The following is a 25,000-nucleotide window of genomic DNA, read 5'->3' as shown; positions in this document are numbered from 1 at the left end:
CCGGGGTTGGGCACGGGAGGGATGGGTGGGATTCACGACATGCGAAACGCCCATGTGGTGCATCGGTTGACAGGGGGCACAAGCGCGCGGGCCGTGGTTATGATGCGGGCAGGCGATCGGGGAGAGGCTTCGTGGGCGACGGATTCGTGGCGCTGTACATCTTCATGCTGGCGGCGATCGCCGGCGACGTGATCATCTCGCGGGTGCCGGTGATCCTGCACACGCCGCTGATGTCCGGCTCCAACTTCATCCACGGCATCGTCCTGATCGGCGCCATGGTGGTGCTGGGCCACGCCGATACCACCCTCGAAAAGGCGCTGGGCTTCATCGCGGTGCTGCTGGGCGCGGGCAACGCCGCCGGCGGTTACGTGGTTACCGAGCGCATGCTGGAGATGTTCAAGCCGTCGCAGAAGACGGAGCCGAAGGCATGAGCCTGCTGGTGCTGGTCAAGCTGAGTTATTTCGTCGCGGCGACGTTGTTCCTGCTCGGCCTGCAACGCATGGCCAGCCCGAAGACCGCGCGCAGCGGCATCCAATGGGCCGGCGTGGGCATGCTCATCGCGACCGTGGCCACGTTCTTCCTTCCCGGCCTGCACAACATCGGCCTGATGGTCGCGGCCATCGTCATCGGCGTGGCCGCGAACTGGGCCTGGGGCAAGAAGGTGGCGATCACCGACATGCCGCAGATGGTTGCCCTGTTCAATGGCATGGGCGGTGGTTCCGCAGCGGGCATCGGCGCAGTCGAGCTGGTGCGCTGGTCGGCCGCCGGGCAATCGCCCGGCATGGTGCCGGGCGTGCTGGCGGTGCTGGGCTCGCTGATCGGTGCGGTGTCGCTGACCGGCTCGGTCATCGCCTGGGCCAAGCTCGACGGGCGCATGGACAAGCGTTACACCTTCCCCGGCCAGCAATGGTTCAACGCCGCCATCGCGGTTGCCGCGGTGGTGTGCGGGGCGATGGCGCTGCAGACGCTGGCGATGCCGTGGATCGTGGCGTTCTTCGCGCTGGCGCTGGCGCTGGGCGTGCTGATGACGCTGCCGATCGGTGGCGCCGACATGCCCGTCGTCATCTCGCTCTACAACGCCTTCACCGGCCTGGCGGTGGCATTCGAGGGCTACGTGCTGGGCAACGAGGCGCTGATCATCGCCGGCACCATGGTCGGTGCGGCCGGCATGCTGCTGACCCGGCTGATGGCCAAGGCGATGAACCGCAAGATCAGCAACGTGCTGTTCTCCGACTTCGGTGGCGGCAGCGGGGCGATGCAGGAGATCGGTGGCTCGATGAAGCCGATCGAAGCGTCCGACGTCGCCGCGATGATGGCCTACGCCGAGCGCGTGGTGATCGTGCCGGGCTACGGCATGGCGGTGGCGCAGGCCCAGCACAAGATCTGGGAACTGAGCCAGCGGTTGATGGAGCGCGGGGTCAAGGTGAAGTTCGCGATCCACCCGGTCGCCGGGCGCATGCCGGGGCACATGAACGTGCTGCTGGCCGAGGCCGGCGTGCCCTACGACCTGATCGCCGACATGGACGATATCAACCCGGAATTCGCCAACACCGACGTGTCGCTGGTGATCGGCGCGAACGACGTGGTCAACCCGGTTGCCAAGACCGATCCGGCATCGCCGATCTACGGCATGCCGATCCTCGACGTGGTCAATTCGAAGAACACCATCGTGATCAAGCGAGGCAAGGGCACCGGGTTCGCCGGCATCGAAAACGCCCTGTTCTATGCCGACAACACCCGCATGCTCTACGGCGATGGCGCCGGCGTGGCCAGCGCGCTGGTCAGCGAACTGAAGGCCCTCGACGGCGGGCACTGAAGCCCACGACCAGCGCCAGCAGCAACCCGGACGCATAAAAGGCCAGGTCGAGCGGCGTGTTCGCCATCTGCAGCAGTGTCCAGGCGTGGTTCGCGCCCAGCATCGTCGCGGATTCCCACGGGCGCATGCCGAAGCTCTGGCCGAGTTCGCCGGCGGCGATGCCGAAATTGGCCAGCACGATGGCAAGCGCGGTGCCCGCGAATGCCAGACCGGCACGCCCGGCACCGGCGGGCCAGCGACCGATCGCCAACAGCAGCACCATGTCCAGCGCGGCCAATGGGGCCAGCCACGCGCACTGACGCGCCAGCAGCAGCGCCAGCAGCACCCACGCCGAGACGAAGCCCAGCAGGCCCAGCAGCAGCAAGGGCAGGGCGAACCAGCGAGGCTTGGCGGCGGGATCCGGGGTCATGATGGGGGTCGCCATGAGGTCGCGCATCATACCCAGCAGGCAAAGGGACTAGAATGGTACGGATTCCACCGTCCGCCTTGCCCATGTATTCCCGCAGCAGCGAACCCGTCCGTTTCGAGCGCGATTGCGCCGCCGTCCTGGTGCCGCAGGGCGATGAAGTCACCCTGCCGGCCGGCACCGTGGGCTACATCACCCAGTCGCTGGGCGGCAGCTGGACCGTGTTCGTGGAAGGCAACCTGATGCGCATCGCCGGCAAGGACGGCGACGCGATCGGCAAGGAGCCGCCGGCGCCGATCGCCCTGCCGGAAGGGGCCAGCGACGAAGACGTGGAAGCCCTGGTCTGGCAGCAATTGCGGACCTGTTTCGACCCCGAGATCCCGGTCAACATCGTCGAACTCGGCCTGGTCTATGCGGCGGACGTGCGTGCCCGCGAGGACGGCGGACGCACGGTCGAGGTACGCATGACCCTGACCGCCCCCGGCTGCGGCATGGGCGAAGTGCTGGTGGACGACGTGCGCAGCAAGCTGGAGCTGATCCCGACCGTGGCCGAGGCGGACGTCGAGCTGGTCTTCGACCCGCCGTGGGGCCGTTCGATGATGTCGGAGCTGGCCAAGCTCGAGACAGGCATGCTCTGAGCGGGGGCTTCACGCAAAGGTGACCGGTGTCACTGCTTCGTGACCATCGACACAGCCCTCTTGCGTCACTTTTTGCCCCATGAAGTCAGCGCATTTCCATGCTGCCGCGCAGCAGAAGTGCCAACCAGTCACTGTTCAGGTGCGTCGATGCTGCATCGAAGCAATTTCATGAATGGCTCTGGAACGCCATTGACTACGATTTCATAACGACTAATCACCGTTCGTTATATGGATATGCCTGTCGACGCTTGACGGTCGATAGTCACCGACGTAACTGTCCGGATCGCTTCGGGAACGGTTCAGCTTTCCCGAACGACCCGCGACCAACAGACCCCTGCAGGGGCAGCGCGGGCGATTCGTGTGTTGCCTGACCATGCGCCGCGTCCGCGGCGACTCAACAAACATCACCACTAGGGGTAGTGCCAGTGAATCGTCATAGCCGAATCAACATGCTCGCCACCGCCATCGCGTTGTCTCTCGTCGCGACCGGCGCCCAGGCGGCGGGCAAGGTCGACCTGCAGAAGCGCGACGTCGCCCAGCTCAAGCAGCAGTACCAGTCCCGGATCGCCACCCAGGGCGTGGCCGACATGGCCCACCGCCGCCATGCCCAGTTCATGGCCGCCGGTGCCGACACCACGCTGCTGATGCGCAAGCAGCGCGCCGACCGCGGCGTCCGCAACTACCGCTATGACCAGGTCTGGCGCGGCATCCCGATCCTCGGCCAGGACGTGGTGGTCAGCGAAGACGGCGCCGGCAACGTGCGCACCATGTTCGGCAACCTGATCTCGGGCCTGGACCAGGACATCGCCTCGACCACGCCGCGCCTGGGCAAGGCAGCCGCGCTGGTCGCCGGCAAGCGCGCCGGCCTCGGCAACAGCATCGCCGGCATGCTCACCCAGCGCGAGACCACCGACCTGGTGGTGTTCATCGATGACACGGGCCGCGGCCACCTGGCCTACAAGGTCTCGTTCTTCGCCGATGGCGCCGGTGCGCCGATGCGCCCGGTGGTGATCGTCGATGCCAACAGCGGCCGCGTGCTGAAGCAGTGGGACAACATCCAGCACGCCCTGGTCGGTACCGGCCCCGGCGGCAACAGCAAGACCGGCCAGTACGAGTACGGCACCAACTTCGGCTACCTGGACGTGGCGCAGAGCGGCAGCACCTGCACCATGAACAGCGCCAACGTGAAGACGGTCAACCTCAACAACAGCACCAGCAACACCAGCAATACCGCGTTCTCCTACACCTGCCCGCGCAACACGGTGAAGGCCATCAACGGCGCATATTCGCCGCTGAACGATGCCCACTACTTCGGCAACGTGATCTACAACATGTACCAGGCCTACATCGGCCAGGCGCCGCTGACCTTCCAGCTCACCATGAAGGTGCACTACCGCACCAGCTACGAGAATGCGTTCTGGGACGGCAGCGCGATGACCTTCGGCGACGGCGCCAGCACGTTCTACCCGCTGGTCAGCCTGGACGTGTCCAGCCACGAGGTTTCGCACGGCTTCACCGAGCAGCAGTCCAACCTGACCTACTCGGGCCAGTCCGGCGGCATGAACGAGGCGTTCTCCGACATGGCCGGCGAAGCCGCCGAGTTCTACATGCGTGGCAGCAACGACTGGAAGGTCGGCGCCGACATCTTCAAGGGCACCGGCGCGCTGCGCTACATGAACAACCCGCCGCAGGACGGCAGCTCGATCGACAACGCCGCCAACTTCACCAGCTCGATGGACGTGCATTACAGCTCGGGCGTCTACAACAAGGCGTTCTACCTGCTGGCGATCAAGCCGGGCTGGGGCACGGTCAAGGCGTTCCAGGTCTTCGCTCGCGCCAACCGCGATTACTGGACCGCGAGCAGCACCTTCAATCAGGGTGCCTGCGGCGTGCAGACCGCGGCGGCCGACCTCGGCTTCACCGTGGCCGATGTCACTGCGGCGTTCACCTCGGTCGGCGTCAGCTGCGCGGGCGGTGGCGGCGGTGGCGGCAGCACCGGCGGCGTGTTGACCAAGGGCGTTGCGGTCACCGGCATCAACCAGACGGCCGGAAATTCGGTGAACTACACGATGGTGGTGCCGTCCGGTGCGACCAACCTGACGTTCACCATGTCCGGCGGCACCGGTGATGCCGACATGTATGTGAAGTTCGGTTCGGCACCGACCGATTCGTCCTACGACTGCCGTCCGTACAAGTCCGGCAATGCCGAGGCCTGCACGTTCGCCACGCCGTCGGCAGGCACGTACCACGTCCGCCTGAAGGCCTACTCGGCGTTCTCCGGGGTCAGCCTGATCGGTAATTACACCACTGGCGGTGGCGGTGGCGGCAGCCCGCAGACCTACACCAACGGCACCGACTACAACATCCCGGACAACAACAACACCGGCATCACCAGCACCATCACTGTGTCGGGCCGCAGCGGCAACGCCCCGAGCAACACCCAGGTGGCGGTCAACATCGTCCACACCTACAGCGGCGACCTGATCGTCGAGCTGCTGGCGCCGGACAACACGGTGTATACGCTGCAGAACCGCACCGGTGGCAGCGCGGACAACATCGTCAAGACCTTCACCACCAACCTGTCCAGCGAAACGATCAACGGCGCCTGGAAGCTGCGGGTGAAGGATCGCGCCAGCACCGACACCGGCTACATCAACAGCTGGTCCATCACGATGTAAGCCGGCGTGTGACCCGCTACAACGAAAAACCCCGGCTTCGGCCGGGGTTTTCCTTGCTGGAAGCCGTGATCGGGATGCCGCCGTGAACGATCAGCCCAGCGCCTCGAAGCGGTTCGCGTCCACGTTCTTGCGCACCTTCAGCGGATCCCAGATGCGCCCGTTCATGGCGATGTAGGTGCCCGGCGGCAGCGATTGCACCGCGCCGACCGCGCAGCCGATGTTGAATTCGGCATCCGAGCCCTCGAAGCGCGCCGGGCTGAGTGCGCCGGTGAGCACGATGGTCTTGCCCTCGATGCCGGCCAGCACGCGCGCGGTCTCGACCATGCTGTCGGTGCCGTGGGTCACCAGCACGCAGGCTTCGTCCTGCGCCGCGATGGTCGCGCGCAGCAACTGGCGGTCTGAGTCGTCCACGAACAGCGAGTCCTTGCGCAGCAGCGGGATCACGTGGAAGCGGAACGCCACCCCCAGTTCCTGCAGCATGCGTCCGATCTGCGGGTCGCCGACCTGGTAGTCGGATTTCGCGTCGAAGTACACCTTGTCGATGGTGCCGCCGGTGGTGACGATCAGCAGGTTGTCCATGCGCGGATTGTCCGCCAAAACCGTGCGCGGCGACACCGTCCGGTCAGCGTGGCGGCTCCAGTGCGGCACGCAGTGGATCGAGCAGCGGGCCGTACGCCGACGCACGGGCAGTGTCGCGGCGCAACGGCTGGCGCACCTGTGCAGCACTTGCCGTACGCACGTTCCGCCGCGCCTCGTGCGAGGCCAGGCAGGCCGGGTCGAAGCGCAGGCCGCAGTCGTCGAGCAGGGCGCGGATGCGCGGTTCCGGATCGGCCAGCAGGTCTTCGTAGCGATGCAGGCGGATCCGCGCCGGATCGCGCGCGCGGAACGTGTCCATCGCTTGTTCGCTGCCGCGGATGTGTACGGCGATGTCGCCGAGGTCGTTGGCGAAATGCGGCTGGCTGTAGAACTGCTGCTTGAAGCACGACCACGCGGTTTCCAGCGGATCGCGGCGCGTCTCGATCACCGTGGCGCCGGGCAGCATCGCGCGCAGGATGCCGGCGTGCTTCCAGTTTTCCGGCAGTTTGTCGGTGAAACGCGGCTTGTGCGCACGCCAGCGCGCAGTGCGCGCCAGGTAGTCGCTGCCGAGTCGGTGCCAGTCTCCGGCCGTGGCCTGCGGGATCCATTGCGGATACGCCACGCCCCGGCGCATCGATTCCTGCTGGATGACGATGCCGAGGTCCGGCAATTCGCTGGCGCCTTCCACGTCGGCATGCGCGGCCAGGACCTGTTCGAACAGGGTCGACCCCGAGCGTGGCTGGCCGACGATGAAGATCGCCTCGCGTCCGAGGTCCGCATCGAGCGGGGCGGGCAATACCTCGGATGCCGCCAGCGCGCGTGCCACGAATTGCTCGAATGCCTGCCGGCTCCACGGCGTCAGTCGTTTCTGCAGCGCATTCGCGGCGACGAAGGCGGCATGCGCATCGGCGTGACGGCCCTGGTCCTCGCGCAGCTTGCCGAGCGCATGGCCCATCGCCACGCGGTCGGCATCCGCGATGTCGAGCCGCTGCAGTTGCGCCTGCAGTGCCCGTGCATCCTCATCGCCGAGCGCGCGGCTCTTGATGTTTGACAGGCCGCGCCAAGCATCGCCGCAGGCAGGGTGCAGGTGCAGCGCGCCGCGATAGCACGACGTCGCTTCGTCGAAGCGCCCGGCATGCACCAGCGCATCGCCCAGCAGGATGTGCGCCGGCAACATCTCCGCTGCCAGTACGGTGGCCTGTTGCAGGGCGGCGATGGCCTCGTCGGTGCGTCCGAGTTGCTGCAGGTTGCGGCCGCGGTTGAACCACGGCATCGGTTGCGCGGGATCGAGCGTGCAGGCGCGTTGCCAGCTCGACAATGCGGATTCGATGTCGCCGCTGGCGGATTGCGCCGTGCCCAGGTCGCAATGCAGCAGCGCGTCGTCGGGCGCGAGCGCCAATGCGCGCTGCAGGGTCTGCATCGCCATCGGCGCGCGGCGCGTGTGCAGTTGCAGGATCGCCAGGTAACGCAGCGGTTCCGGATGCGTGGTTGCCTGCGCACAGGCCTGCAGGAGGAACGGCTCCGCACGTTGTGGCTGGCCATCGCGCAGTGCGCGTGCGCCGGCATGCACCAGATCGACCACGGCCGGCGGCAAGCCGGCCATGCGCGGATCGCCGCTCATTCCGGCTTGCCGGACTTTTTCTCGCGCCGGGCGCGCGCGCCCGGCAGGCAGGCGGCATAGATGATCGCCAGCGCCAGCGCGACTTCGAGCAGGGCCATCCAACGCTGCGCGGGTTCCGACCAGGCCAGCATCACGCCGTGCGAGAACCACAGCAGGGCGAGCACGCCGGCCACGAACGCGGCGCGATGCCAGCCGCGCCAGGCGGCGACCCCCAGCAGGAACGGCGGCAACGCGAACGCCACCAGCCCGGTCAGAAGGTGCTCGTCGCGCGCGAACCAGGCCACGTAGAACATCGCCAGCGCGAGCAACGCGAACGCCAATGGCCGCAACGCCGTCATGCCTGCAACCGCCGGGCGAGATCGGCGATGCGGCGACCCAGCGCGCGCGCGAGCACGGCTTCGTCATCGCTGAGTTCCGGGTCGTCCTGCCCGCCGGCCACATGGCTGGCGCCATAGGGCGTGCCGCCGCTGCGGGTGGTGTTGAGCGCGGCCTCGGTGAACGGGATGCCGCTGATCACGCAGCCGTGGTGCAGCAGCGGGACCAGCATCGTCAGCAGGGTCGATTCCTGGCCGCCGTGCATGGTCGCGGTGGAGGTGAACGCCGCGGCTGGCTTGCCCACCAGCGTGCCGCTGGCCCATTCGGCGCCGAGGGTGTCGATGAAGTGCTTCATCGGCGCGGCCATGTTGCCGAAGCGGGTCGGGCTGCCGATCAGCAGGCCGGCGCATTCGGCGAGGTCGCGCCTGTCCACGTAGGGCGCGCCGTCCTCGGGTTCGGGCGGGCTGGCGATCGTGGTGACCGGCGCCACCGGCGGCACCGTGCGCAGGCGTGCCTGCATGCCGTCGACTTCGCCGATGCCGCGCGCGACCTGCCGCGCCAGCCGCGCAACGGAACCGCCGCGGCTGTAGTAGAGGACCAGGATCTCGGGCATGCCGCGCGCCATCGGGAGAGAGTGCGAAGGATAGGCGATGCGGCATGGCATGCGGCCACAACATGCCATCGGTTAGGCTTGGACGATGGAGCCACTGGATTCCCTCAACCGCTGGAGCGACCGCTTGCGCGACCGCGCGCGCGCCGGCAGCTTCGGCCGCTTCGTGCTGAAGCGCTTCCTTGGCGACCGCTTGTTCGAGGCCGCCGGCGCGCTGTCCTACACCACCGTGTTCGCGCTGGTGCCGTTGTCGATGGTCGTGTTCGGCGTGCTGTCCGCGTTCCCGGTGTTCAACCAGTGGAGCGAGAGCCTGACCACCTACATCTTCGCCAACTTCGTGCCCAGCGCGGCGCGCGCGGTCTCCGGTTACCTCACCGATTTCTCGGCGAACACCAGCAAGCTCACCGCGGCCGGCGCGCTGGCGCTGATCGTGTCGCTGCTGGTGACCCTGAACAGCGTGGAAGCGGTGTTCAACCGGATCTGGCGGGTGCCGACGGCGCGTCCGAAGTTCAGCCGTTTCCTGGTGTACTGGACCGTGCTGACCCTGGGCGCGCTGGTCGCCGCCACCAGCCTGGCGCTGCTCACCCGGTTCTTTGCCCTGGCGATCTTCGAAACCGTTCCCGGGCGCTGGCTGGAGGCGTTGATGCTGCGCGCCACCCCGATGGCGATCGAGCTGCTCGCCTTCGCCGCGATCTTCAAAGTGGTGCCGCATCGCACGGTGAAATGGCGACACGCCTTCGCCGGCGCGGCGCTGTCGGTGTTCCTGTTCGAATGCGTGAAGTCGGGGCTCGCCCTGTACCTGGGCAGCTTCGATTCCTACCAGAAAATCTACGGCGCGATCGCCTTCGTGCCGATCCTGATGCTGTGGATCTTCCTTGGCTGGACTTCGATCCTGTTCGGCGCATCGTTCGCCTCGTCGATGTCGGCGTTCCGCTACCAGCCGGTGGCGTTGCGGCTGCCGCATGGCTACGAGTTGTACGGCCTGCTGCGCATGCTCGGTCGCTTCCACCATGCGCGCGCGGCCGGCAAGGGCCTGCACAGCGACGAGATCCAGCACCTGGAACCGATCCTCACCGACAGCCTGATCCAGGAACTGCTGGGGAAGATGGCGGCGATCAACGTGGTCAGCCGCGCCGAAACCGGCGAATGGCTGCTGGCCCGCGACCTGAACGACGTGACCCTGGCCGAGTTGTACGAGGCCGCGCACCTACGCGTGCCGGTGGCCGAAGTCCACCTGCCGCATCGCGACGATGCGCTGGGCGTCGCGGTGATGGACGTCATCAATGGCCTGCGCATGCCCTTGCGCGACCTGCTCAAGCAGCGCGTGTCCTGCGTCTACGAACGCATTCCCGGAGAGTGAATTGAACGCACCGCGCACCATGTTCGTCCCGCTGGCGCTGGTCCTGTTGGCGACGGGCGCTGGTTGCAAGCGGGATGCTGCCGTCGATGGGGCACCCGTGGCCTCCGCACCGGTCGCCACGCCGCAGGCGCCCGCGCCCAAACCGTCCGCGGCGACGAATGCCAAGTTCCCCACGCTGAAAGTGAACACGCTGGATGGCCAGGCCTTCGACCTGGCCGCGCAGCGCGGCAAGTGGGCCATCGTCAATTTCTGGGCGACCTGGTGCGGCCCGTGCCTGAAGGAAATGCCGGAGCTGTCCGCGCTGGATGCCATGCGCGAGCACATCGTGGTCGTCGGCCTGGCCTATGAGGACACCACCGAGGATGCATTGCGCACGTTCCTGGTGAAACACCCGGTGGTCTATCCGATGGCGCTGATCGACGTGTACAACCCGCCGGCCGATTTCGACACGCCGCGCGGCCTGCCGTTCACCTACCTGATCGGCCCCGATGGCGCGGTGGTGAAGAAGTACACCGGCCCGGTCAGCGCGCGGATGCTGGAAGAAGACATCGCCGCGGCGGGCGGACCTGCGGCCGGCTGAGATGGCATCGGCGCGGTTCATCGTCCGTGGCAAGGTGCAGGGCGTGTGGTTCCGCGCCTCGACCCGCGATGAAGCCATGCGCCTCGGGCTGGCCGGGCATGCGCGCAACCTGGCCGATGGCAGCGTGGACGTGCTCGCCATCGGCGATGCGGCCGCCATCGACATGCTGGAACGATGGCTGCACCTCGGACCGCCGCTGGCACGGGTCGATGCGGTGTCGCGTTTGGTGTTGCCGGATGATGCGTCGCAGGCAGGCGGAGGTTTCGAGACGGGTTGATCTTCACATGAGCCTGTCCTGCGCCGACTTGCGCCTTCGTTATGCAAGAATCGGGCAGGGGATGCCACAGGGCGCGGCATGATCGGCAGGTTCATCGGGGAGTTGAAGCGCCGCAACGTGCCGCGCGCGGCGATCCTCTACATCGGTTCGGTGTGGGCGCTGGCCCAGGGCATCGCCCAGTTGGGGCCGGAACTCGGGGCGCCGGAATCCGCCACGCGCTGGTTCCTGATCGCCGCCGCGATCGGCTTCCCGCTGTGGCTGGCATTCTCCTGGCGCTACGAGTTCACCAGCCACGGCCTCAAGCTCGAAGGCGAGGTCGACGACAACGCGCCGGACGCACGCAAGGTCAAGCGCCGCACCGACCTGATCATCATCGGCGTGCTGGCCATCGCGGTGGTGCTGCTGCTGACCGATCGGCTGGTGGAACGCACGTCGCCCGCGCAGGCCGTGCAGGTCGCTCAGGTGGGCAATTCCATCGCGGTGTTGCCGTTCGAGAACCAGAGCAGCGACAAGGACCAGCAATATTTCTCCGACGGCCTGTCCGAGGGGTTCATCATCGCCCTGGCGCGGATCGACGGGCTGCGGGTGATCAACCGCAAGTCGTCGTTCGAGTTCCGCGACAGCAAGGAAGACAGCAGGGCCATCGCCGCCAAGCTGGGGGTCTCGCACCTGCTGGAGGGCAGCGTGCGCCGGGTCGGCGACACCGTCCGCGTCAGCGCCACCCTGACCAAGGCCGCGGATGGCAGCACCCTGTGGGCCGCCAGCTTCGACCGCCCCTACAAGGATCTGTTCGCCCTGCAGGACCAGATCACCGCGCAGGTCGCCACGGCGCTCAAGTCGCGCCTGCAGCCGGCCACGGCACCGAAGGCGCAAAGCGACCGGCCGCCCAGCGGCAACCTGGATGCCTACAACGCCTACCTGGAAGCACGGTCGGCCACGAAGCTGGAGGCGGCGGTCGAGGCGTACGACCATGCCATCGAACTGGACCCGGATTACGCGCTTGCCTATGCGTGGAAAGGTCGGATGTTGATCGACACCTTGTCCGCCGGTGGATTGTCCGGCGAACAGGCCGAGCAGGCATTCGCGCAGGCGGACGCGTCCATCGAGCAGGCGATGCGGCTCGCGCCCAACCAGCCACAGACCAGGATCGCGCGCGGCCAGTTGCTGATGCTGCGTGACTTCAACTGGCACGACGCCGAGGCCGAACTCAAGCGTGCGGTCGAACTCGACCCGGACGATGGTGATGCGTTGTTCCAGCTGGGTGTGGCGCGGGCCAGCCAGGGCGACCTCGCGCAGGCGGTCGAATTGACCCGCAAGGCCCTGCAGTTGAATCCGCGCAGCGCGGACTGGTACCGCTGGCTGGTCGCCTACCTGATGCCATTGGGTCGGCTGGACGAGGCGGAACAGGCCATCGGCAAGGCGATCGAGCTCCAGCCGCAAGGCATCTACAACCATCACTTGCTGGCGATCGCGAAGGTGCTGCGCAAGGATCCAGCAGGTGCGCGCAAAGCGGCCGAAGCGGAACCCGCAGGACCCTGGCGTGACTTCGCCCTTGCGTTTGCGGCGCAAGCGGGTCCGGATCGCACTGTCGCCGATGCCAGTCTGCAAGCGGTAGAGCAGTACGCCGAGGGCTGGGCGTTCCAGATGGCGCAGGTGTATGCGGTGCGCGGCGAGCCAGATGCGATGTTCGACTGGTTGCAACGTGCGTTGAAGGCACGGGACCCGGGCATGCAGAGCCTGCTGTACGACGCCCTGTTGCTGCGCTATCGCGACGATCCACGCTATGCCGCGTTGGCGAAGCAAGCTGGCCTGCCATGGCCGCCGGTCGCGGCCAAGCCGGCAGCCGCGGTTGCGCCGCCGCCCAAACCCTGAGCCTCAGGCTTTGAACGGCGGGATGGGCTTGAGTACGCCGTAGCGTTCCCTGGCTGGCTTGCCGACCAGGTTCGGGAATTCGATCTTCGGCGCGTCGATCGCGGTGTCCGGCAAACGGTCCAGCAGGTCGCGGATCAGCGCCAGCCGGCCGCGCTTCTGGTCGTTGAAATCCACCAGCGTCCACGGCGCATGCCGCGTGTGGGTGGCCTTGAGCATGTCCTCGCGGGCGCGGGTGTAGTCGCGGTAGCGCTTGCGCGCCTCGAGGTCGATCGGCGAGAGCTTCCAGCCCTTCAGCGGGTCCTCCAGGCGTTCGGCGAAGCGCTTTTCCTGTTGTTCCTGGTCGCAGCACAGCCAGTACTTGAACAGCAGGATGCCGTCATCGACCAGTTGCTGCTCGAACTGCGGCGTGGCGTGCAGGAAGGCCTCGACCTGCGCGTCGCTGGCGAAGCCCATGACCTTCTCCACGCCGGCGCGGTTGTACCAGCTGCGGTCGAACAGCGCGATCTCGCCCGCCGCCGGCAGCTGCGCCGCATAGCGCTGGAAATACCACTGGCCGGCTTCGCGCTCGGTCGGCTTGGGCAGCGCGACCACGTGGCACTGGCGCGGGTTGAGGTGTTCGCGGATCGCGTTGATCGCGCCGCCCTTGCCGGCGGTGTCGCGGCCCTCGAACACTACGACCACGCGCTGGCCGGTGTGCTGCACCCAGCGCGCCATGTTCGCCAGCTCGGTCTGCAGCGGCTGCAGCAGCGCCTCGTAGTCCTTGCGCTTGAGCTTGGTCATTTCCGAGGCTTCGCCGGCTTCATGCTGCGCGCCACTTCCAGCAACGCACCCTGCTGGCGCGTGCCCAGGCTGCGGTAGGCGGCCAGCAGGTCGTGCTCGCCCTTGGTGCGCGCCGGGTCCAGCGTGCTGGCCAGTTCCGAAAGCAGTGCGCCCGCCGGCACCCCGAAGGTCCGCGCCAGCGCATCCACCTGGTCCTTGCCCGGCAATTTCTCGCCCTTGAGCCAGGCATTCACCGTGCTCACGCCGGCGCGCGGGATGGCGGTGGCGATGTCGACCACGGTCAGGCCGCTGGCCTTGCTGAGCAGTCGCAGGGTGGTATCGAGGGCCATCGTCACTCCTTGAGCCGGGGCTTCAAATTGGCGAGGTTGCAGGGCTTGGTGCGTGCATCGAGTTGCGCGGCGATGATCCGGTCCCAGCCGGTGCGGCAGGCCGAGGTCGAGCCGGGCAGTGCGAACAGGAAGGTGGCGTTGGCCAGCCCGGCGAACGCGCGCGATTGCAGCGTCGAGGTGCCGATGTCCTCGAAGCTGATCGCACGGAACAGTTCGCCGAAGCCGGGCATCTGTTTGTCCAGCAGCGGCAGCAGTGCTTCCGGGGTGGAGTCGCGGCCGGTGAAGCCGGTACCGCCGGTGACCAGGATGCCGTCCACTTCGGCATCGGCGATCCAGCGCGAGACCAGCGCGCGCATCGCGTACTTGTCGTCGCGGACGATGGCGCGCTCGAACAGGCGATGGCCGGCATCGCGCAGCGCGTCGCACAAGGTGTTGCCGGAGGTGTCGTTGTCCGCGCTGCGCGTGTCCGACACGGTCAGCACGCACAGCGACAATGGTTGGAAATCAGGGGCGGCGGTCATGCGCCGAGTGTAGGCCGCGGCCGCGCGCGCTGCATCAGTGGTGCAGCTTCGAGAACCCCAGCGAATACCACTGGGTGGCGTCCTCGTTCCAGCCGGCGGCGCGGTACAGCGCGCGGGCCGCGGCATTGTCCTGGCTGGTTTCCAGCGAGATGCCCATCGCGCCGTCCTCGCGCGCGAACGCGGCGGCGGCGTCCAGCAACGCGCGTGCCACGCCCTTGCGGCGCGCGCCGGCGTCCACGAACAGGTCGTTGAGGATCCAGGTCCTGGCGGTACGCACCGAGGAGAACATCGGATACAACTGGGTGAAGCCCACGGCGATGCCGCCACGCTTGGCCACCAGCACCATCGACTCGCCGAAGCGCAGGCGTTCGCGCAGCCATTGGCGCGCGCGCGGGAGGTCGGAGGGCTGTTCGTAGAACTGGCGGTAGGCATCGAACAGCGCGGCCAGTGCGTCGAGGTCGGCCGGGCCGGCGCGGGAGATTGTCGTGTTTTCGTCCATCGTCATGGCTCCAGTGCCAGTCGGGCGAGGGCTTCGGCCTGCTGTTCCTGTTGCAGGCGCAGGACCAGCGGGTCCAGGTCGCCTTCGAGGATGTTCGGCAGGTCGTACAGGGTCAGGCCTTCCACGCGGTGGTCGGTGATCCGGCCTTGCGGGTAGCTGTAGGTGCGGATGCGCTGGCTGCGGTCGCCGCTGCCCACCTGCAGCTTGCGGTCGGCGGCGGTGGCTGCGGTGCGCTTCTCGAGTTCGGCATCCACCAGCATCGCCTGCAGGCGCTTCATCGCCTTGTCGCGGTTCGCGTGCTGGCTGCGCTCGGTCTGGTTCTCGACGACCACGCCGCTGGGCACGTGGGTGATGCGGATCGCCGATTCGGTCTTGTTGACGTGCTGGCCGCCCGCGCCGGACGAGCGGAAGGTATCGATGCGCAGGTCGGCCGGGTTGATCACGATGTCGGTGTCGCCGCCGGGTTCGATCGCGATGATCGCCACCGTCGCTGCCGAGGTGTGGATGCGCCCCTGCGATTCAGTCGCCGGCACGCGCTGCACGCGATGGGTGCCGGATTCGTACTTGAGCTTCGCGTAGGCCCCATCGCCTTCCACGCGGGCGACCAGTTCCTTGTAGCCACCGTGCTCGCCGGGATTCGCCGATTCCACCTCGACCCGCCAGCCCTGCGCCTCCGCGTACCGCGAATACATGCGGAACAGGTCGCCGGCGAAGATCGCGGCCTCGTCGCCGCCGGTCCCGGCGCGCACTTCCAGGTACAGGCCGCCGCCGTCGCGCGCGTCCTTCGGCACCAGCTGCGCCAGCAGTTCGCCTTCGAGTTGCTGCAGCCGCGAGTTGGCCGCTTCGATCTCGTCGTCGGCCAGTTCGCGCAGCTCCGGATCGCCGCGCATCGCTTCGGCTGCGGCCAGGTCGGCGCGCGCACGCGCTTCGGCATCCAGCGCGTCCGCGACTGGCTGCAGCGTGGCGAATTCGCGCGACAGGTTGCGGAAGCGCATCTGGTCCGCGGCGATGGTGGGGTCGGCCAGCAGCCGCTCCACTTCCTCGCGCCGTTCCACCAGCGCGTCGAGTTTGCGTCGCAGCGCCGGGGTCATGCGTTCGAATCGTCCGTGCCGGTCGCCGGGAACAACTTTTCCGCCGCGCGGGCCAGGTCGCCGTCGCCGCTGAGGGCGGCATCGCGCAACGCCACCGTGGGCGCATGCAGCAGGCGATTGGTCAGGGTGTGCGCGAGCAGGTCCAGCGCCTGTTCCGGCGGCATCCCCGCGGCGAGTTGCGCGCGCGCCTTGGCCAGCGCGTCCGCGCGGGCGGCGTCGCCATGCGCGCGCAGGCGCAGCAGCGGCTGCTGGCGGCCGCTGGCCTGCCAGTGCTCGACGAAGCGCGCGGTCTGCAGCTCGATGATCGCCTCGGCCTGCTGGGCGGCCTCGCGACGGCCGCGGCGGTTGTCCTCGATCGCCCGTTCCAGGTCGTCGACCGTGTACAGGAACACATCGCGCAGGCCGGAGACATCGCTGTCGATGTCGCGCGGCACGGCCAGGTCGAGCAGCAGCATCGGCCGATGTCGACGCAGCCGCAGCGCATGTTCGACCTGCGCGCGATGCAGGATCGGCGTGCGGCTGGCGGTGGCGGAGATGACGATGTCGGCCTCGGCCAGGTGCTTGTCCAGCTCGGCCAGCGGCAACGCCATGCCGCCGTGGCGAGTGGCCAGTTCCTGCGCGTGGGCGAGGGTGCGGTTGGCGATCAACAGGCGCTGCGCCTTGGCTTCCACCAGATGACGGGCTGCGAGTTCGATCGTCTCGCCGGCACCGATCAGCAGCACCGTGGAGTCGCTGAGCCGGGCGAAGCTTTCCTGCGCCAGCCGCACCGCGGTGGAGGCCACCGAAACCGGGTTCGCGCCGATGCGGGTATCGGTGCGCGCGCGCTTGGCGGTGGCGAAGGCTTGCTGGAACAGTCGGTCCAATTGGCCGCCCAGCGCGCCGGCCTGGCGCGCGGCGGACCAGGCCTGCTTGACCTGGCCGAGGATCTGCGGCTCGCCCAGCACCAGCGAATCCAGCCCGCTGGCGACCCGGAACAGATGGCGCACGGCGTCGGCGTCGCGGTGGCGATACAGATAGGCGTGCAGGTCGCCGCCGGCCTCGGGATGCGTGCTCAGCCAGCCGGCCAGGGCCTGGCCGTCGTCGTCCGAATGCGCGTACAGCTCGGTGCGGTTGCAGGTGGAGAGCAGCACGGCCTCGTGCACCTCGGGCAGCGCGCGCAGCGAGGCCAGTGCCGGCGCCAGCGAATCCGGGGCGAACGCCACCTTCTCGCGCAGGCTGACCGGCGCGGTCTGGTGGTTGATGCCGAGGACGTGCAAGGCCATGCGGAAAATCCGTTCAGGTGCCTGCGATAAGCTGCTGGCCCGATCCGTCATTGTACCGGCCCGCCCGATGCCCATCCCGCAACACGCTGGTCCACGCCTGCTGCTGTTGGCGGCGTTGCTCGCTCCCGCCCTGGCGATGAGCGCCTCCAGGCCAGGATCCGCGAAGGCCATGGTCGATCCGCTGGAGGCCAGCCTGGCCGGCGAGTTCGCCCTGCAGGCCGGGCAATTGCCGGAGGCCGCCCGCCAGTACCTGCAGGCCGCGCGCAGCGCCAGCGACCCGGTGCTGGCCGAACGTGCTACCCGCATCGCCCTGCTGGCGGATGAGGACGCGCTGGCCCGCGACGCCTTCAGGACCTGGCAGTCGCTGGCACCCGACGGCGGCGAGGCGCAACGCATGGTCGCGGCCGGGCTGGCCCTGCGGGCCGGCGACAAGCGCGCCTCCCGACGCGAACTGCGCGCCCTGCTGGCCGGTGGCGGCAAGGGCTGGCGCAGCGCGCTGGCGGCGCTGTTCGGCGCGGTCGGCAAGCAACAGAAGCTGGTGGTGGCGATGATCGACGGGATCGTCGACGACAACCTGCTACCCGACGACCTGCAGGCCTGGCTGGGTTTCGGCGGGCTGGCGCAGCGCCTGGAACAGCCGGAACTGGTGGAGCGCATCGTCGGCGAGATCGTCCGCCGTTATCCGGGCGAGCCGCGGGTGGCCCTGCTGCGCGCGCAACTGCTGCGCGAGGGCGGCAAGCTGGACGAGGCCCGGACCCTGCTCGCCGGGCTGGAGGATGCGGCGAAGTTGTCCACGCCACTGCGCTGGTCGCTGGCCGGTGAATACGATGCCCTGGGCGACAGCGCCAAAGCCGCTCAGGTGTTGGGTTGGGGCGCGCAGGACGATGCCAGCCATGCGCAGCGCGCGATGCTGCTGGACAAGGCCAAGGACAAGGCCGGGCTGGCCGCGCTGTACGAGGAATTGAAGCGCGAGGCGACTCATCCCAACCCGATGCGGCGCCTGCTGCTGGGCCAGTTGGCCGAGTTGCTGGAGCGTTATGAAGATGCACGCGGCTGGTATGCTAATGTGCCCGGCGACGGCGTGCAGGGCATCGCCCGCCTGCGCGGGGCCAGCGTGCTGCACGCGATGGGCCGCAAGCCGGCCGGGTTCGACGAATTGCGCGCGATCCAGTCCGACCAGGCCCTGGACGAAGAAGCACGTCGCGATGGTTACCTGCTGGAGGCCGAATTGCGGCTCAAGGACAAGGACGCCGCCGGCGAGCTCGACGCCTATGCGCGCGGACTGGCCGCATTCGCCGACGATGAGGCGCTTCTCTACTCCCGCGCGCTGCTGTGGGAGCGCCGCGATGAGATCGCCAAGGCCGAGGCCGACTTCCGCCGCATCCTGGTGATCTCGCCGGACGACGTGAACACGCTCAACGCGTTGGGTTACACCCTCGCGGATCGGACCACCCGCTACCGCGAAGCGCTGGAGCTGATTGACCGCGCGCGTGTTGCCGCGCCGGGTAACGCCGCGATCATCGACAGCTACGGCTGGGTGCTGTTCCGGTTGGGCAAGCCGCGCCAGGCGCTCGACCACCTGCGCCATGCCTACGCGCTGCAGAAGGACGCCGACATCGGCAGCCATCTCGGCCACGTGCTGTGGGTCCTTGGCGAACGCGAGGAAGCGCGCAAGTACTTCGAGGAAGCGCGCAAGATCGATCCCGAGAATCGCTCGCTGCAGCGCGCCCTGCAGGCGACCGGCGCGTGAATGCGCGGGTCGTGTTGGCCGCGCTGGGCGTGGCCGTGCTGGCCGGCTGCCAGGGCATGCCTGTCGCCCGGCAAGCGGCGCCCGGCACGATCATCGGGACCGACGCCGATTCGGCGCAGGCCGTGGCCCAGCGCCAGCGCATCGAACGCCTGGGGTTGGCCGCTGGCGATTGCGCCAGCCCGGCGTGGGCCATGACCGGCCGTGTCGCCCTGTCCAACGGCAAGGACGGTGGCAGCGGCCGCATCGAGTGGTCGCAGTCCGCCGGCAAGGCGAGGATCGAACTGACCGCACCGGTCACCCGCCAGGGCTGGGCGCTCGAGGTCGATGTGGAGGGCGCGACCTTGCAGGGCGTCCCCGACGGCCCGGTGCGTGGCAGGGATGCCGCGGCCTTGTTGCGCGAGCGCACGGGCTGGGACATCCCCATCGCTGGCCTGGGCTGCTGGGTGCGTGGCGCCTGGGCCAGCGAGGCCGCGTTCGGCGCGGCCCTGGTCGGCTATGGCGAGGACGGGCGGGTGCAGCGCATCGAGCAGGCCGGCTGGATCATCGATTACGCCGACTGGAAGCCTGACGCCATCAGCGGAGTGGATCTGCCGGCGCGGATCACCGCTGAGCGCAACGCGGACCGGGTACGCCTGGTGGTGGACCGCTGGGCGGTGGACTGATCCGGCGCATGGCGGACTTCCCTGCCACCGAAGGCTGGAGCCGCTGGCCCGCGCCCGCCAAGCTCAACCTGTTCCTGCGCATCACCGGTCGTCGAGCGGATGGCTACCACACGCTGCAGACGGTGTTCCGGCTGCTGGACTGGGGCGATGGCATCCACCTGCGGTCGCGAGAGGATGGTGTCATCGCCCGGGTCGGTGCCGGTGCTGAAGGGGTTTCCGAAGTCGACGACCTGATGGTGAGGGCCGCTAAAATCCTTCAAGAAGAGTCGAATGGCCATCAAGGTGCCGATATCGGCATCGAAAAAAAGATCCCGATGGGGGGCGGCTTCGGTGGTGGATCGTCCGATGCTGCGACCGTTCTGGTCGTGCTGGATCGGTTGTGGAACCTGAATCTCGGCATCGACCGGCTGGCGGCGCTGGGCCTGCAGCTGGGCGCGGACGTGCCGGTGTTCGTTCACGGCCACAACGCCTGGGCCGAAGGCGTGGGGGATGAACTGACCGCCGTCGACCTGCCGCCGGCCTGGTACGTGGTGGCCAGCCCGGGCGTCCATTCCGCCACAGCGGCCCTGTTCCAAGCCCCTGATTTGACGCGGAATGCTGCACCCGCGAAAATAGCGGGCTTCCTTTCCGGATCATCCCCGTCAGGGGCTGTGCTCGACAATGCGTTCGAGCCGGTGCTGCGCCGTCGTGAACCTGCCGTCGAGGCCCTGTTCGCGCAACTGGCACGCATCGGCAGGCCGCGCTTGACGGGTTCCGGCAGTGGTTGTTTCGTCGAATTCGCAGATCGCGAGTCCGCCGAAGCGGCGCTGGCCTCGCTTCCGCCCGGCCTCCATGCCTGGCTGGCGCGAGGTGCGGATCGGTCGCCATTGCTGGATGCAATGGAAGGTTTCAATGCAGGGGCGTCGCCAAGCGGTTAAGGCACCAGGTTTTGATCCTGGCATGCGTAGGTTCGAATCCTTCCGCCCCTGCCATTTTCCAGTGCTGCATGTTCGTCATTTCCCCGCCGCGCAGCGTGCCAGCGCGGTCCATTGCACCGCCACGGTCAGAGCGCAGCGGAACCCACCATGCAAGACGATCGCAATCTCCTGGTCTTTTCCGGCAATGCCAACCGGCCGCTGGCCGATGCGGTGTGCCGCGAACTTGGCGTGCGTCCGGGCAAGGCCCTGGTCAGCACCTTCTCCGACGGCGAAGTACAGGTCGAGATCGAGGAGAACGTGCGCCGGCAGGAGGTCTTCATCATCCAGCCGACCAATGCGCCGACCGCCGAGAACTTCATGGAGCTGCTGGTGCTGGTGGATGCGCTGAAGCGCGCCTCGGCGGCCAGCGTCACCGCGGTGGTGCCGTACTTCGGCTACGCCCGCCAGGATCGCCGCCCGCGGTCTTCGCGCGTTCCGATCACGGCCAAGGTGGCCGCCAAGATGTTCGGCGCGGTCGGCTGCGACCGGGTGCTGACGGTGGACCTGCACGCGGACCAGATCCAGGGGTTCTTCGACATCCCGGTGGACAACGTGTATGCGTCGCCGCTGCTGCTGGCCGACATCTGGCGTGCGCATGGCACCGACAACCTGATCGTGGTCTCGCCCGACGTGGGTGGCGTGGTGCGTGCACGCGCGATCGCCAAGCGGCTGGACGACGCCGACCTGGCCATCATCGACAAGCGCCGGCCAAAGGCCAACGTGTCCACGGTGATGAACATCATCGGCGACGTCGAGGGCAAGACCTGCGTGCTGGTCGACGACATCGTCGACACCGCCGGCACCCTGTGCGCCGCCGCGAACGCGCTGAAGGAGCGTGGCGCCTTGAAGGTCGCGGCGTACTGCACCCATCCGGTGCTGTCTGGCGCGGCGATCGACAACGTGACCCGCTCGCAGCTGGACGAACTGGTGGTGACCGACACCATCCGCTTGTCCGACGCCGCCAAGGCCTGCCCCAAGATCCGCCAGCTCAGCGTGGCCGAGCTGCTGGCCGAAACCATCCGCCGGGTGGCGTTCGGCGAATCCGTCAGTTCGCTCTACGTCGACTGACGCCGAGAATCCGCGATGCCGGTCCCCGGCATCGCACCCCACTCACCTGGTCGCGGGTGAGTGACATCGCCGCCGCGAGGCGGTTCCAACGCAACGAGAGTGAAACAACATGGCAACGCATGAAATCAACGTCGAACGCCGCGCAGTGGAAGGCAAGGGTGCGAGCCGCCGCCTCCGCACCAGCGGCAAGATCCCGGCCATCGTCTACGGTGGCGGCATCGATCCGGTCGCCATCCAGCTCGACCACGAGAAGGTCTGGCTGGCGCAGCAGAACGAGTGGTTCTACTCCTCGATCCTCGACCTGAGCCTCGGTGGCGACATCCAGAAGGTCCTGCTGCGCGACATCCAGCGCCACCCCTTCAAGCAGCTGGTCATGCACTTGGACTTCCAGCGCGTCAGCGCCGATCAGGCCCTGCGCGCGAAGGTGCCGCTGCACTTCCTCAACGAGGACAAGTCCTCGGCGGGCAAGGCCGCCGACGTGGTCGTCCTGCACGAACTGAACGACGTCGAAGTGAGCTGCCTGCCGAAGGACCTGCCGGAGTTCATCGAGATCGACCTGTCGAACCTGGCCGTCGGCGACATCATCCACCTGTCGGAGCTGAAGCTGCCGGCCGGCGTTGAGATCCCGGAGCTGAAGCTGGGCAAGGAACACGACGTCGCCGTCGTGATCGCCAAGCACGGCAAGGAAGACGTCGAGGAAGCCGCGCCGGAAACCGCGGAAGTGCCGGCGACCAAGGCCGCCAAGAAGGACGACAAGTAATCGCGTCGCGTCCCGCCGGTTCGCGCCGGCGGGATGCCCGCATTGCTTTGCGATGCCGCGATGGCAGGCTTGCGCCTCATCGTCGGGCTGGGCAATCCCGGACCCGAACACGCCCGAACCCGGCACAACGCCGGGTTCTGGTTTATTGACGCGCTGGCGGAACAGGCGGGCGCGCGCTTCGGGCTGGACAGCAAGCTGTTCGGCGAGATCGCCAAGGTCGACATCGCCGGCCGCGATGTCTGGTTGCTGAGGCCCGCGACCTTCATGAATCTCTCGGGCAAGTCGATCACCGCGGCATTGCGCTACTGGAAGATCGAGCCCGAGGAAATGCTGGTCGCGCACGACGAACTGGACATGCCGCCCGGCGTGGCACGGCTCAAGTTCGACGGTGGCCATGGTGGCCAGAACGGCTTGCGCGACACCATGCGCCTGCTCGGGCATGGCAAGTTCCACCGCCTCCGGGTCGGCATCGGCCATCCCGGGCACAAGGACAAGGTCACGCCGTGGGTGCTGGGCAAGCCCGGGCGCGACGACGAGGCGAGCATCCTGCGTGCCATCGACGACGCCATCGGCGTGCTGCCGCTGGCGATGGATGGCAACTACCAGGACGCGATGACCCGGTTGCATACGCCGCGGCCGAGCTGATCCAACCGATTTTTCCTCGCGCGGCCAGCAGCCGCGCGACAACGGAGCAACACGCGACATGGGCATCAAATGCGGCATCGTCGGCCTGCCGAACGTCGGCAAGTCCACGCTCTTCAATGCGCTCACCAAGGCCGGCATCGCGGCCGCCAACTTCCCGTTCTGCACGATCGAGCCGAACGTCGGCATCGTCCCGGTGCCGGATCCGCGGTTGAATGCGCTAAGCGACATCGTCAAGCCGCAGAAGGTGATCCCGACTGCGGTCGAGTTCGTCGACATTGCCGGCCTGGTCGCCGGTGCCGCCAGCGGCGAAGGCCTGGGCAACAAGTTCCTGGCCCACATCCGCGAAGTCGACGCGATCACCCACGTGGTGCGCTGCTTCGAGAACGACGACGTCATCCACGTCAACAACAAGGTCGACCCGCTGGCCGACATCGACACCATCGATACCGAGCTGGCGCTGGCCGACCTCGAGTCGGTCGACAAGGCGCTGAACAAGGCGGAGCGTTCCGCCAAGACCGGCGACAAGGACGCCAAGGCGCGCGCCGAGGTGCTGGGACGCATCAGCGCCGGGTTGAACGAAGGCAGGTCGGCGCGTTCGCTGGGCCTGTCCGACGACGACAAGGCGGCGGTGCGCGACCTGTTCCTGATCACCCTGAAGCCGGTCATGTACGTGGCCAACGTGCTGGAAGACGGTTTCGACAACAACCCGCACCTGGATGCGGTGCGCGCCCGCGCGGCGGGCGAGGGTGCCGAAGTGGTGCCGGTCTCGGCGGCCATCGAGGAAGAGTTGAGCCAGCTCGACGACGCCGACCGCGACGAGTTCCTGAAGGACCTTGGCCTCGACGAACCCGGCCTGAACCGCGTCATCCGCGCGGCCTACAAGCTGCTCGGCCTGCAGACCTATTTCACCGCAGGGGTCAAGGAAGTCCGTGCGTGGACGGTCAAGGCCGGTTCCACCGCGCCGCAGGCCGCGGGCGTGATCCACACCGACTTCGAGAAGGGCTTCATCCGCGCCGAGACCATCGGTTACGACGATTACCTCAAGTACAAGGGCGAAGCCGGTGCCCGCGACGCCGGCCGCCTGCGCCTGGAAGGCAAGGAATACCGCGTGCAGGAAGGCGACGTACTTCACTTCCGCTTCAACGTCTGACCAAATTTCTGCACGAAGGCGTTGACAGTCCTGCGGCGGGTGGTCAAAATTGCGGGCTCTTTGGAGGGCTTCGGTTCGCCATCGAGGACAATCGGAGGGATACCCAAGCGGCCAACGGGGGCAGACTGTAAATCTGCTGGCTTACGCCTTCGGTGGTTCGAATCCACCTCCCTCCACCAGCTCCACGGATTTCGCGGTACCCGGCGGCCTTACCAGCTACCGGTGCAACACAGGCAGGGCTCCCGGCGCGGGAGTAGTTCAATGGTAGAACCTCAGTTTTCCAAACTGATTACGAGGGTTCGATTCCCTTCTCCCGCTCCACCATTGCATTGCAACGCACGGCCCCCCTGTCACAACTCGCTCACGTAGCTCAGTCGGTAGAGCACCTCCTTGGTAAGGAGGAGGTCGAAGGTTCGATTCCTTTCGTGAGCACCATATCCAGCCTCCAAACGAGACGCAGCCATGGCAAAGGGTAAGTTCGAGCGCACCAAGCCCCACGTGAACGTGGGCACGATTGGCCACGTGGACCACGGAAAGACGACGCTGACGGCGGCGCTGACGAAGGTGGGCGCGGAGCGTTTTGGCGGCGAGTTCAAGGCGTACGACGCGATCGACGCGGCGCCGGAAGAGAAGGCGCGCGGCATCACGATTTCGACGGCGCACGTGGAATACGAGTCGGCGACGCGCCACTACGCGCACGTGGATTGCCCGGGTCACGCGGACTACGTGAAGAACATGATCACGGGTGCGGCGCAGATGGACGGCGCGATCCTGGTGT

At 67.6% G+C, this 25,000-nt stretch carries 27 protein-coding genes and 4 tRNA genes; 20 read left to right on the top strand and 11 right to left on the bottom strand.

Going from position 1 to position 25,000, the window contains the following annotated elements:
- Positions 1 to 131: 131 nt before the first annotated feature.
- Positions 132 to 431, top strand: coding sequence for an NAD(P) transhydrogenase subunit alpha (locus ACE3T8_RS08725; protein ID WP_374608532.1), 300 nt, complete (start codon positions 132 to 134; stop codon positions 429 to 431).
- Positions 428 to 1,816: an NAD(P)(+) transhydrogenase (Re/Si-specific) subunit beta gene (locus tag ACE3T8_RS08720; RefSeq protein ID WP_374608530.1), complete on the top strand. Its 1,389-nt coding sequence runs from the start codon at positions 428 to 430 to the stop codon at positions 1,814 to 1,816. The genes ACE3T8_RS08725 and ACE3T8_RS08720 overlap by 4 nt, the downstream gene beginning before the upstream one ends.
- Here ACE3T8_RS08720 and ACE3T8_RS08715 read toward each other — a convergent pair.
- Positions 1,782 to 2,240 (bottom strand): hypothetical protein, encoded by a 459-nt coding sequence (locus ACE3T8_RS08715; protein ID WP_374608528.1) that lies wholly within the window; start codon positions 2,238 to 2,240, stop codon positions 1,782 to 1,784. The two genes, ACE3T8_RS08720 and ACE3T8_RS08715, sit on opposite strands and share 35 nt — an antisense overlap.
- 68 nt (positions 2,241 to 2,308) lie before the next feature.
- On the opposite strand from ACE3T8_RS08715, the gene sufT reads away from it, so the two are divergent.
- Both sufT and ACE3T8_RS08705 read left to right on the top strand, forming a co-directional pair.
- Positions 2,309 to 2,860: a putative Fe-S cluster assembly protein SufT gene (gene sufT / locus ACE3T8_RS08710; RefSeq protein WP_374608526.1), complete on the top strand. Its 552-nt coding sequence runs from the start codon at positions 2,309 to 2,311 to the stop codon at positions 2,858 to 2,860.
- 449 nt (positions 2,861 to 3,309) lie between these two features.
- Entirely contained in the window at positions 3,310 to 5,538 is a 2,229-nt protein-coding gene (locus tag ACE3T8_RS08705) for a M4 family metallopeptidase (protein WP_374608524.1), read from the top strand.
- 90 nt (positions 5,539 to 5,628) lie between these two features.
- Here the strand turns inward: ACE3T8_RS08705 and ACE3T8_RS08700 are convergent, their stop codons facing one another.
- From ACE3T8_RS08700 to wrbA, 4 genes are read right to left on the bottom strand one after another with little or no spacing between them, the layout of a single operon-like run.
- Positions 5,629 to 6,117 (bottom strand): asparaginase domain-containing protein, encoded by a 489-nt coding sequence (locus ACE3T8_RS08700; protein ID WP_374352919.1) that lies wholly within the window; start codon positions 6,115 to 6,117, stop codon positions 5,629 to 5,631.
- Positions 6,118 to 6,160: 43 nt separating this feature from the next.
- A complete protein-coding gene (locus ACE3T8_RS08695; protein ID WP_374608522.1) occupies positions 6,161 to 7,735 on the bottom strand; it encodes a sulfotransferase in 1,575 nt (524 codons plus the stop codon).
- Entirely contained in the window at positions 7,732 to 8,073 is a 342-nt protein-coding gene (locus tag ACE3T8_RS08690) for a DUF2069 domain-containing protein (RefSeq protein ID WP_374608520.1), read from the bottom strand. Before ACE3T8_RS08690 ends, ACE3T8_RS08695 begins: the two co-directional genes overlap by 4 nt.
- A complete protein-coding gene (gene wrbA / locus ACE3T8_RS08685; protein WP_374608518.1) occupies positions 8,070 to 8,663 on the bottom strand; it encodes an NAD(P)H:quinone oxidoreductase in 594 nt (197 codons plus the stop codon). Before wrbA ends, ACE3T8_RS08690 begins: the two co-directional genes overlap by 4 nt.
- A gap of 85 nt (positions 8,664 to 8,748) precedes the next feature.
- On the opposite strand from wrbA, the gene ACE3T8_RS08680 reads away from it, so the two are divergent.
- The 4 genes from ACE3T8_RS08680 to ACE3T8_RS08665 all read left to right on the top strand — a co-directional run bounded on the left by ACE3T8_RS08680 (position 8,749) and on the right by ACE3T8_RS08665 (position 12,749).
- A complete protein-coding gene (locus ACE3T8_RS08680; protein ID WP_374608516.1) occupies positions 8,749 to 10,020 on the top strand; it encodes a YihY family inner membrane protein in 1,272 nt (423 codons plus the stop codon).
- Positions 10,021 to 10,039: 19 nt separating this feature from the next.
- Positions 10,040 to 10,600: a TlpA family protein disulfide reductase gene (locus ACE3T8_RS08675; protein ID WP_374608735.1), complete on the top strand. Its 561-nt coding sequence runs from the start codon at positions 10,040 to 10,042 to the stop codon at positions 10,598 to 10,600.
- 1 nt (position 10,601) lies between these two features.
- Entirely contained in the window at positions 10,602 to 10,877 is a 276-nt protein-coding gene (locus tag ACE3T8_RS08670; RefSeq protein WP_374608514.1) for an acylphosphatase, read from the top strand.
- Positions 10,878 to 10,955: 78 nt separating this feature from the next.
- Positions 10,956 to 12,749, top strand: coding sequence for a tetratricopeptide repeat protein (locus ACE3T8_RS08665; RefSeq protein ID WP_374608513.1), 1,794 nt, complete (start codon positions 10,956 to 10,958; stop codon positions 12,747 to 12,749).
- Positions 12,750 to 12,752: 3 nt separating this feature from the next.
- On the opposite strand, the gene ppk2 is transcribed toward ACE3T8_RS08665, so the two are convergent.
- From ppk2 to hemA, 6 genes are read right to left on the bottom strand one after another with little or no spacing between them, the layout of a single operon-like run.
- Positions 12,753 to 13,529 carry a polyphosphate kinase 2 gene (gene ppk2 / locus ACE3T8_RS08660; protein ID WP_374608511.1) on the bottom strand — a complete coding sequence of 259 codons (777 nt, stop codon included), beginning with the start codon at positions 13,527 to 13,529 and terminating at the stop codon, positions 12,753 to 12,755.
- Positions 13,526 to 13,858 (bottom strand): helix-turn-helix domain-containing protein, encoded by a 333-nt coding sequence (locus tag ACE3T8_RS08655; RefSeq protein WP_374608509.1) that lies wholly within the window; start codon positions 13,856 to 13,858, stop codon positions 13,526 to 13,528. The genes ppk2 and ACE3T8_RS08655 overlap by 4 nt, the downstream gene beginning before the upstream one ends.
- 2 nt (positions 13,859 to 13,860) lie before the next feature.
- A complete protein-coding gene (moaB, locus tag ACE3T8_RS08650) occupies positions 13,861 to 14,379 on the bottom strand; it encodes a molybdenum cofactor biosynthesis protein B (RefSeq protein WP_374608506.1) in 519 nt (172 codons plus the stop codon).
- A gap of 34 nt (positions 14,380 to 14,413) precedes the next feature.
- Positions 14,414 to 14,878 (bottom strand): N-acetyltransferase family protein, encoded by a 465-nt coding sequence (locus tag ACE3T8_RS08645; protein ID WP_374608504.1) that lies wholly within the window; start codon positions 14,876 to 14,878, stop codon positions 14,414 to 14,416.
- A gap of 2 nt (positions 14,879 to 14,880) precedes the next feature.
- Entirely contained in the window at positions 14,881 to 15,969 is a 1,089-nt protein-coding gene (gene prfA / locus ACE3T8_RS08640; RefSeq protein WP_374608502.1) for a peptide chain release factor 1, read from the bottom strand.
- Entirely contained in the window at positions 15,966 to 17,231 is a 1,266-nt protein-coding gene (gene hemA, locus ACE3T8_RS08635) for a glutamyl-tRNA reductase (RefSeq protein WP_374608500.1), read from the bottom strand. Before hemA ends, prfA begins: the two co-directional genes overlap by 4 nt.
- A gap of 67 nt (positions 17,232 to 17,298) precedes the next feature.
- On the opposite strand from hemA, the gene ACE3T8_RS08630 reads away from it, so the two are divergent.
- The 12 genes from ACE3T8_RS08630 to ACE3T8_RS08575 form a co-directional block, all read left to right on the top strand.
- Positions 17,299 to 18,981: a tetratricopeptide repeat protein gene (locus ACE3T8_RS08630; RefSeq protein ID WP_374608498.1), complete on the top strand. Its 1,683-nt coding sequence runs from the start codon at positions 17,299 to 17,301 to the stop codon at positions 18,979 to 18,981.
- Complete coding sequence (gene lolB / locus ACE3T8_RS08625) at positions 18,978 to 19,643, top strand: lipoprotein insertase outer membrane protein LolB (protein WP_374608496.1); 666 nt, start codon at positions 18,978 to 18,980, stop codon at positions 19,641 to 19,643. Before ACE3T8_RS08630 ends, lolB begins: the two co-directional genes overlap by 4 nt.
- Positions 19,644 to 19,651: 8 nt before the next feature.
- Positions 19,652 to 20,560, top strand: a complete 909-nt coding sequence (gene ispE / locus ACE3T8_RS08620) for a 4-(cytidine 5'-diphospho)-2-C-methyl-D-erythritol kinase (protein ID WP_374608494.1) — start codon at positions 19,652 to 19,654, stop codon at positions 20,558 to 20,560.
- A tRNA-Gln gene (locus ACE3T8_RS08615) sits at positions 20,539 to 20,614 on the top strand. Before ispE ends, ACE3T8_RS08615 begins: the two co-directional genes overlap by 22 nt.
- Positions 20,615 to 20,707: 93 nt before the next feature.
- Complete coding sequence (locus ACE3T8_RS08610) at positions 20,708 to 21,667, top strand: ribose-phosphate diphosphokinase (protein WP_374608492.1); 960 nt, start codon at positions 20,708 to 20,710, stop codon at positions 21,665 to 21,667.
- A 109-nt stretch (positions 21,668 to 21,776) separates the two neighbouring features.
- Entirely contained in the window at positions 21,777 to 22,427 is a 651-nt protein-coding gene (locus ACE3T8_RS08605) for a 50S ribosomal protein L25/general stress protein Ctc (RefSeq protein WP_374608490.1), read from the top strand.
- Between the two features lie 60 nt (positions 22,428 to 22,487).
- Positions 22,488 to 23,072 (top strand): aminoacyl-tRNA hydrolase, encoded by a 585-nt coding sequence (pth, locus tag ACE3T8_RS08600; RefSeq protein WP_374608733.1) that lies wholly within the window; start codon positions 22,488 to 22,490, stop codon positions 23,070 to 23,072.
- A gap of 58 nt (positions 23,073 to 23,130) precedes the next feature.
- Positions 23,131 to 24,222 (top strand): redox-regulated ATPase YchF, encoded by a 1,092-nt coding sequence (gene ychF / locus ACE3T8_RS08595; RefSeq protein ID WP_374608488.1) that lies wholly within the window; start codon positions 23,131 to 23,133, stop codon positions 24,220 to 24,222.
- 93 nt (positions 24,223 to 24,315) lie between these two features.
- Positions 24,316 to 24,401, top strand: a tRNA-Tyr gene (locus ACE3T8_RS08590).
- A gap of 68 nt (positions 24,402 to 24,469) precedes the next feature.
- A tRNA-Gly gene (locus ACE3T8_RS08585) sits at positions 24,470 to 24,543 on the top strand.
- Positions 24,544 to 24,581: 38 nt separating this feature from the next.
- A tRNA-Thr gene (locus tag ACE3T8_RS08580) sits at positions 24,582 to 24,657 on the top strand.
- Between the two features lie 27 nt (positions 24,658 to 24,684).
- Positions 24,685 to 25,000, top strand: a 316-nt coding sequence (locus tag ACE3T8_RS08575) for a GTP-binding protein (protein ID WP_374608486.1), incomplete at its 3' end; no start/stop codon positions are given.

The organism is Thermomonas sp. (assembly GCF_041919455.1).
GTDB lineage: Bacteria > Pseudomonadota > Gammaproteobacteria > Xanthomonadales > Xanthomonadaceae > Thermomonas.
Note: the sequence above shows the minus strand (reverse complement) of the source record. Positions and strands in the feature narration are given on the sequence as shown.

Excerpts from the sequence above, each read along its gene's own strand:
- ACE3T8_RS08720 (WP_374608530.1), top strand. The coding sequence starts at position 428 with ATGAGCCTGCTGGTGCTGGTCAAGCTGAGTTATTTCGTCGCGGCGACG.
- ACE3T8_RS08715 (WP_374608528.1), bottom strand. The coding sequence starts at position 2,240 with ATGGCGACCCCCATCATGACCCCGGATCCCGCCGCCAAGCCTCGCTGG.
- sufT (WP_374608526.1), top strand. The coding sequence starts at position 2,309 with ATGTATTCCCGCAGCAGCGAACCCGTCCGTTTCGAGCGCGATTGCGCC.
- ACE3T8_RS08705 (WP_374608524.1), top strand. The coding sequence starts at position 3,310 with ATGCTCGCCACCGCCATCGCGTTGTCTCTCGTCGCGACCGGCGCCCAG.
- ACE3T8_RS08700 (WP_374352919.1), bottom strand. The coding sequence starts at position 6,117 with ATGGACAACCTGCTGATCGTCACCACCGGCGGCACCATCGACAAGGTG.
- ACE3T8_RS08695 (WP_374608522.1), bottom strand. The coding sequence starts at position 7,735 with ATGAGCGGCGATCCGCGCATGGCCGGCTTGCCGCCGGCCGTGGTCGAT.
- ACE3T8_RS08690 (WP_374608520.1), bottom strand. The coding sequence starts at position 8,073 with ATGACGGCGTTGCGGCCATTGGCGTTCGCGTTGCTCGCGCTGGCGATG.
- wrbA (WP_374608518.1), bottom strand. The coding sequence starts at position 8,663 with ATGCCCGAGATCCTGGTCCTCTACTACAGCCGCGGCGGTTCCGTTGCG.
- ACE3T8_RS08680 (WP_374608516.1), top strand. The coding sequence starts at position 8,749 with ATGGAGCCACTGGATTCCCTCAACCGCTGGAGCGACCGCTTGCGCGAC.
- ACE3T8_RS08675 (WP_374608735.1), top strand. The coding sequence starts at position 10,040 with ATGTTCGTCCCGCTGGCGCTGGTCCTGTTGGCGACGGGCGCTGGTTGC.
- ACE3T8_RS08670 (WP_374608514.1), top strand. The coding sequence starts at position 10,602 with ATGGCATCGGCGCGGTTCATCGTCCGTGGCAAGGTGCAGGGCGTGTGG.
- ACE3T8_RS08665 (WP_374608513.1), top strand. The coding sequence starts at position 10,956 with ATGATCGGCAGGTTCATCGGGGAGTTGAAGCGCCGCAACGTGCCGCGC.
- ppk2 (WP_374608511.1), bottom strand. The coding sequence starts at position 13,529 with ATGACCAAGCTCAAGCGCAAGGACTACGAGGCGCTGCTGCAGCCGCTG.
- ACE3T8_RS08655 (WP_374608509.1), bottom strand. The coding sequence starts at position 13,858 with ATGGCCCTCGATACCACCCTGCGACTGCTCAGCAAGGCCAGCGGCCTG.
- moaB (WP_374608506.1), bottom strand. The coding sequence starts at position 14,379 with ATGACCGCCGCCCCTGATTTCCAACCATTGTCGCTGTGCGTGCTGACC.
- ACE3T8_RS08645 (WP_374608504.1), bottom strand. The coding sequence starts at position 14,878 with ATGGACGAAAACACGACAATCTCCCGCGCCGGCCCGGCCGACCTCGAC.
- prfA (WP_374608502.1), bottom strand. The coding sequence starts at position 15,969 with ATGACCCCGGCGCTGCGACGCAAACTCGACGCGCTGGTGGAACGGCGC.
- hemA (WP_374608500.1), bottom strand. The coding sequence starts at position 17,231 with ATGGCCTTGCACGTCCTCGGCATCAACCACCAGACCGCGCCGGTCAGC.
- ACE3T8_RS08630 (WP_374608498.1), top strand. The coding sequence starts at position 17,299 with ATGCCCATCCCGCAACACGCTGGTCCACGCCTGCTGCTGTTGGCGGCG.
- ispE (WP_374608494.1), top strand. The coding sequence starts at position 19,652 with ATGGCGGACTTCCCTGCCACCGAAGGCTGGAGCCGCTGGCCCGCGCCC.
- ACE3T8_RS08610 (WP_374608492.1), top strand. The coding sequence starts at position 20,708 with ATGCAAGACGATCGCAATCTCCTGGTCTTTTCCGGCAATGCCAACCGG.
- ACE3T8_RS08605 (WP_374608490.1), top strand. The coding sequence starts at position 21,777 with ATGGCAACGCATGAAATCAACGTCGAACGCCGCGCAGTGGAAGGCAAG.
- pth (WP_374608733.1), top strand. The coding sequence starts at position 22,488 with ATGGCAGGCTTGCGCCTCATCGTCGGGCTGGGCAATCCCGGACCCGAA.
- ychF (WP_374608488.1), top strand. The coding sequence starts at position 23,131 with ATGGGCATCAAATGCGGCATCGTCGGCCTGCCGAACGTCGGCAAGTCC.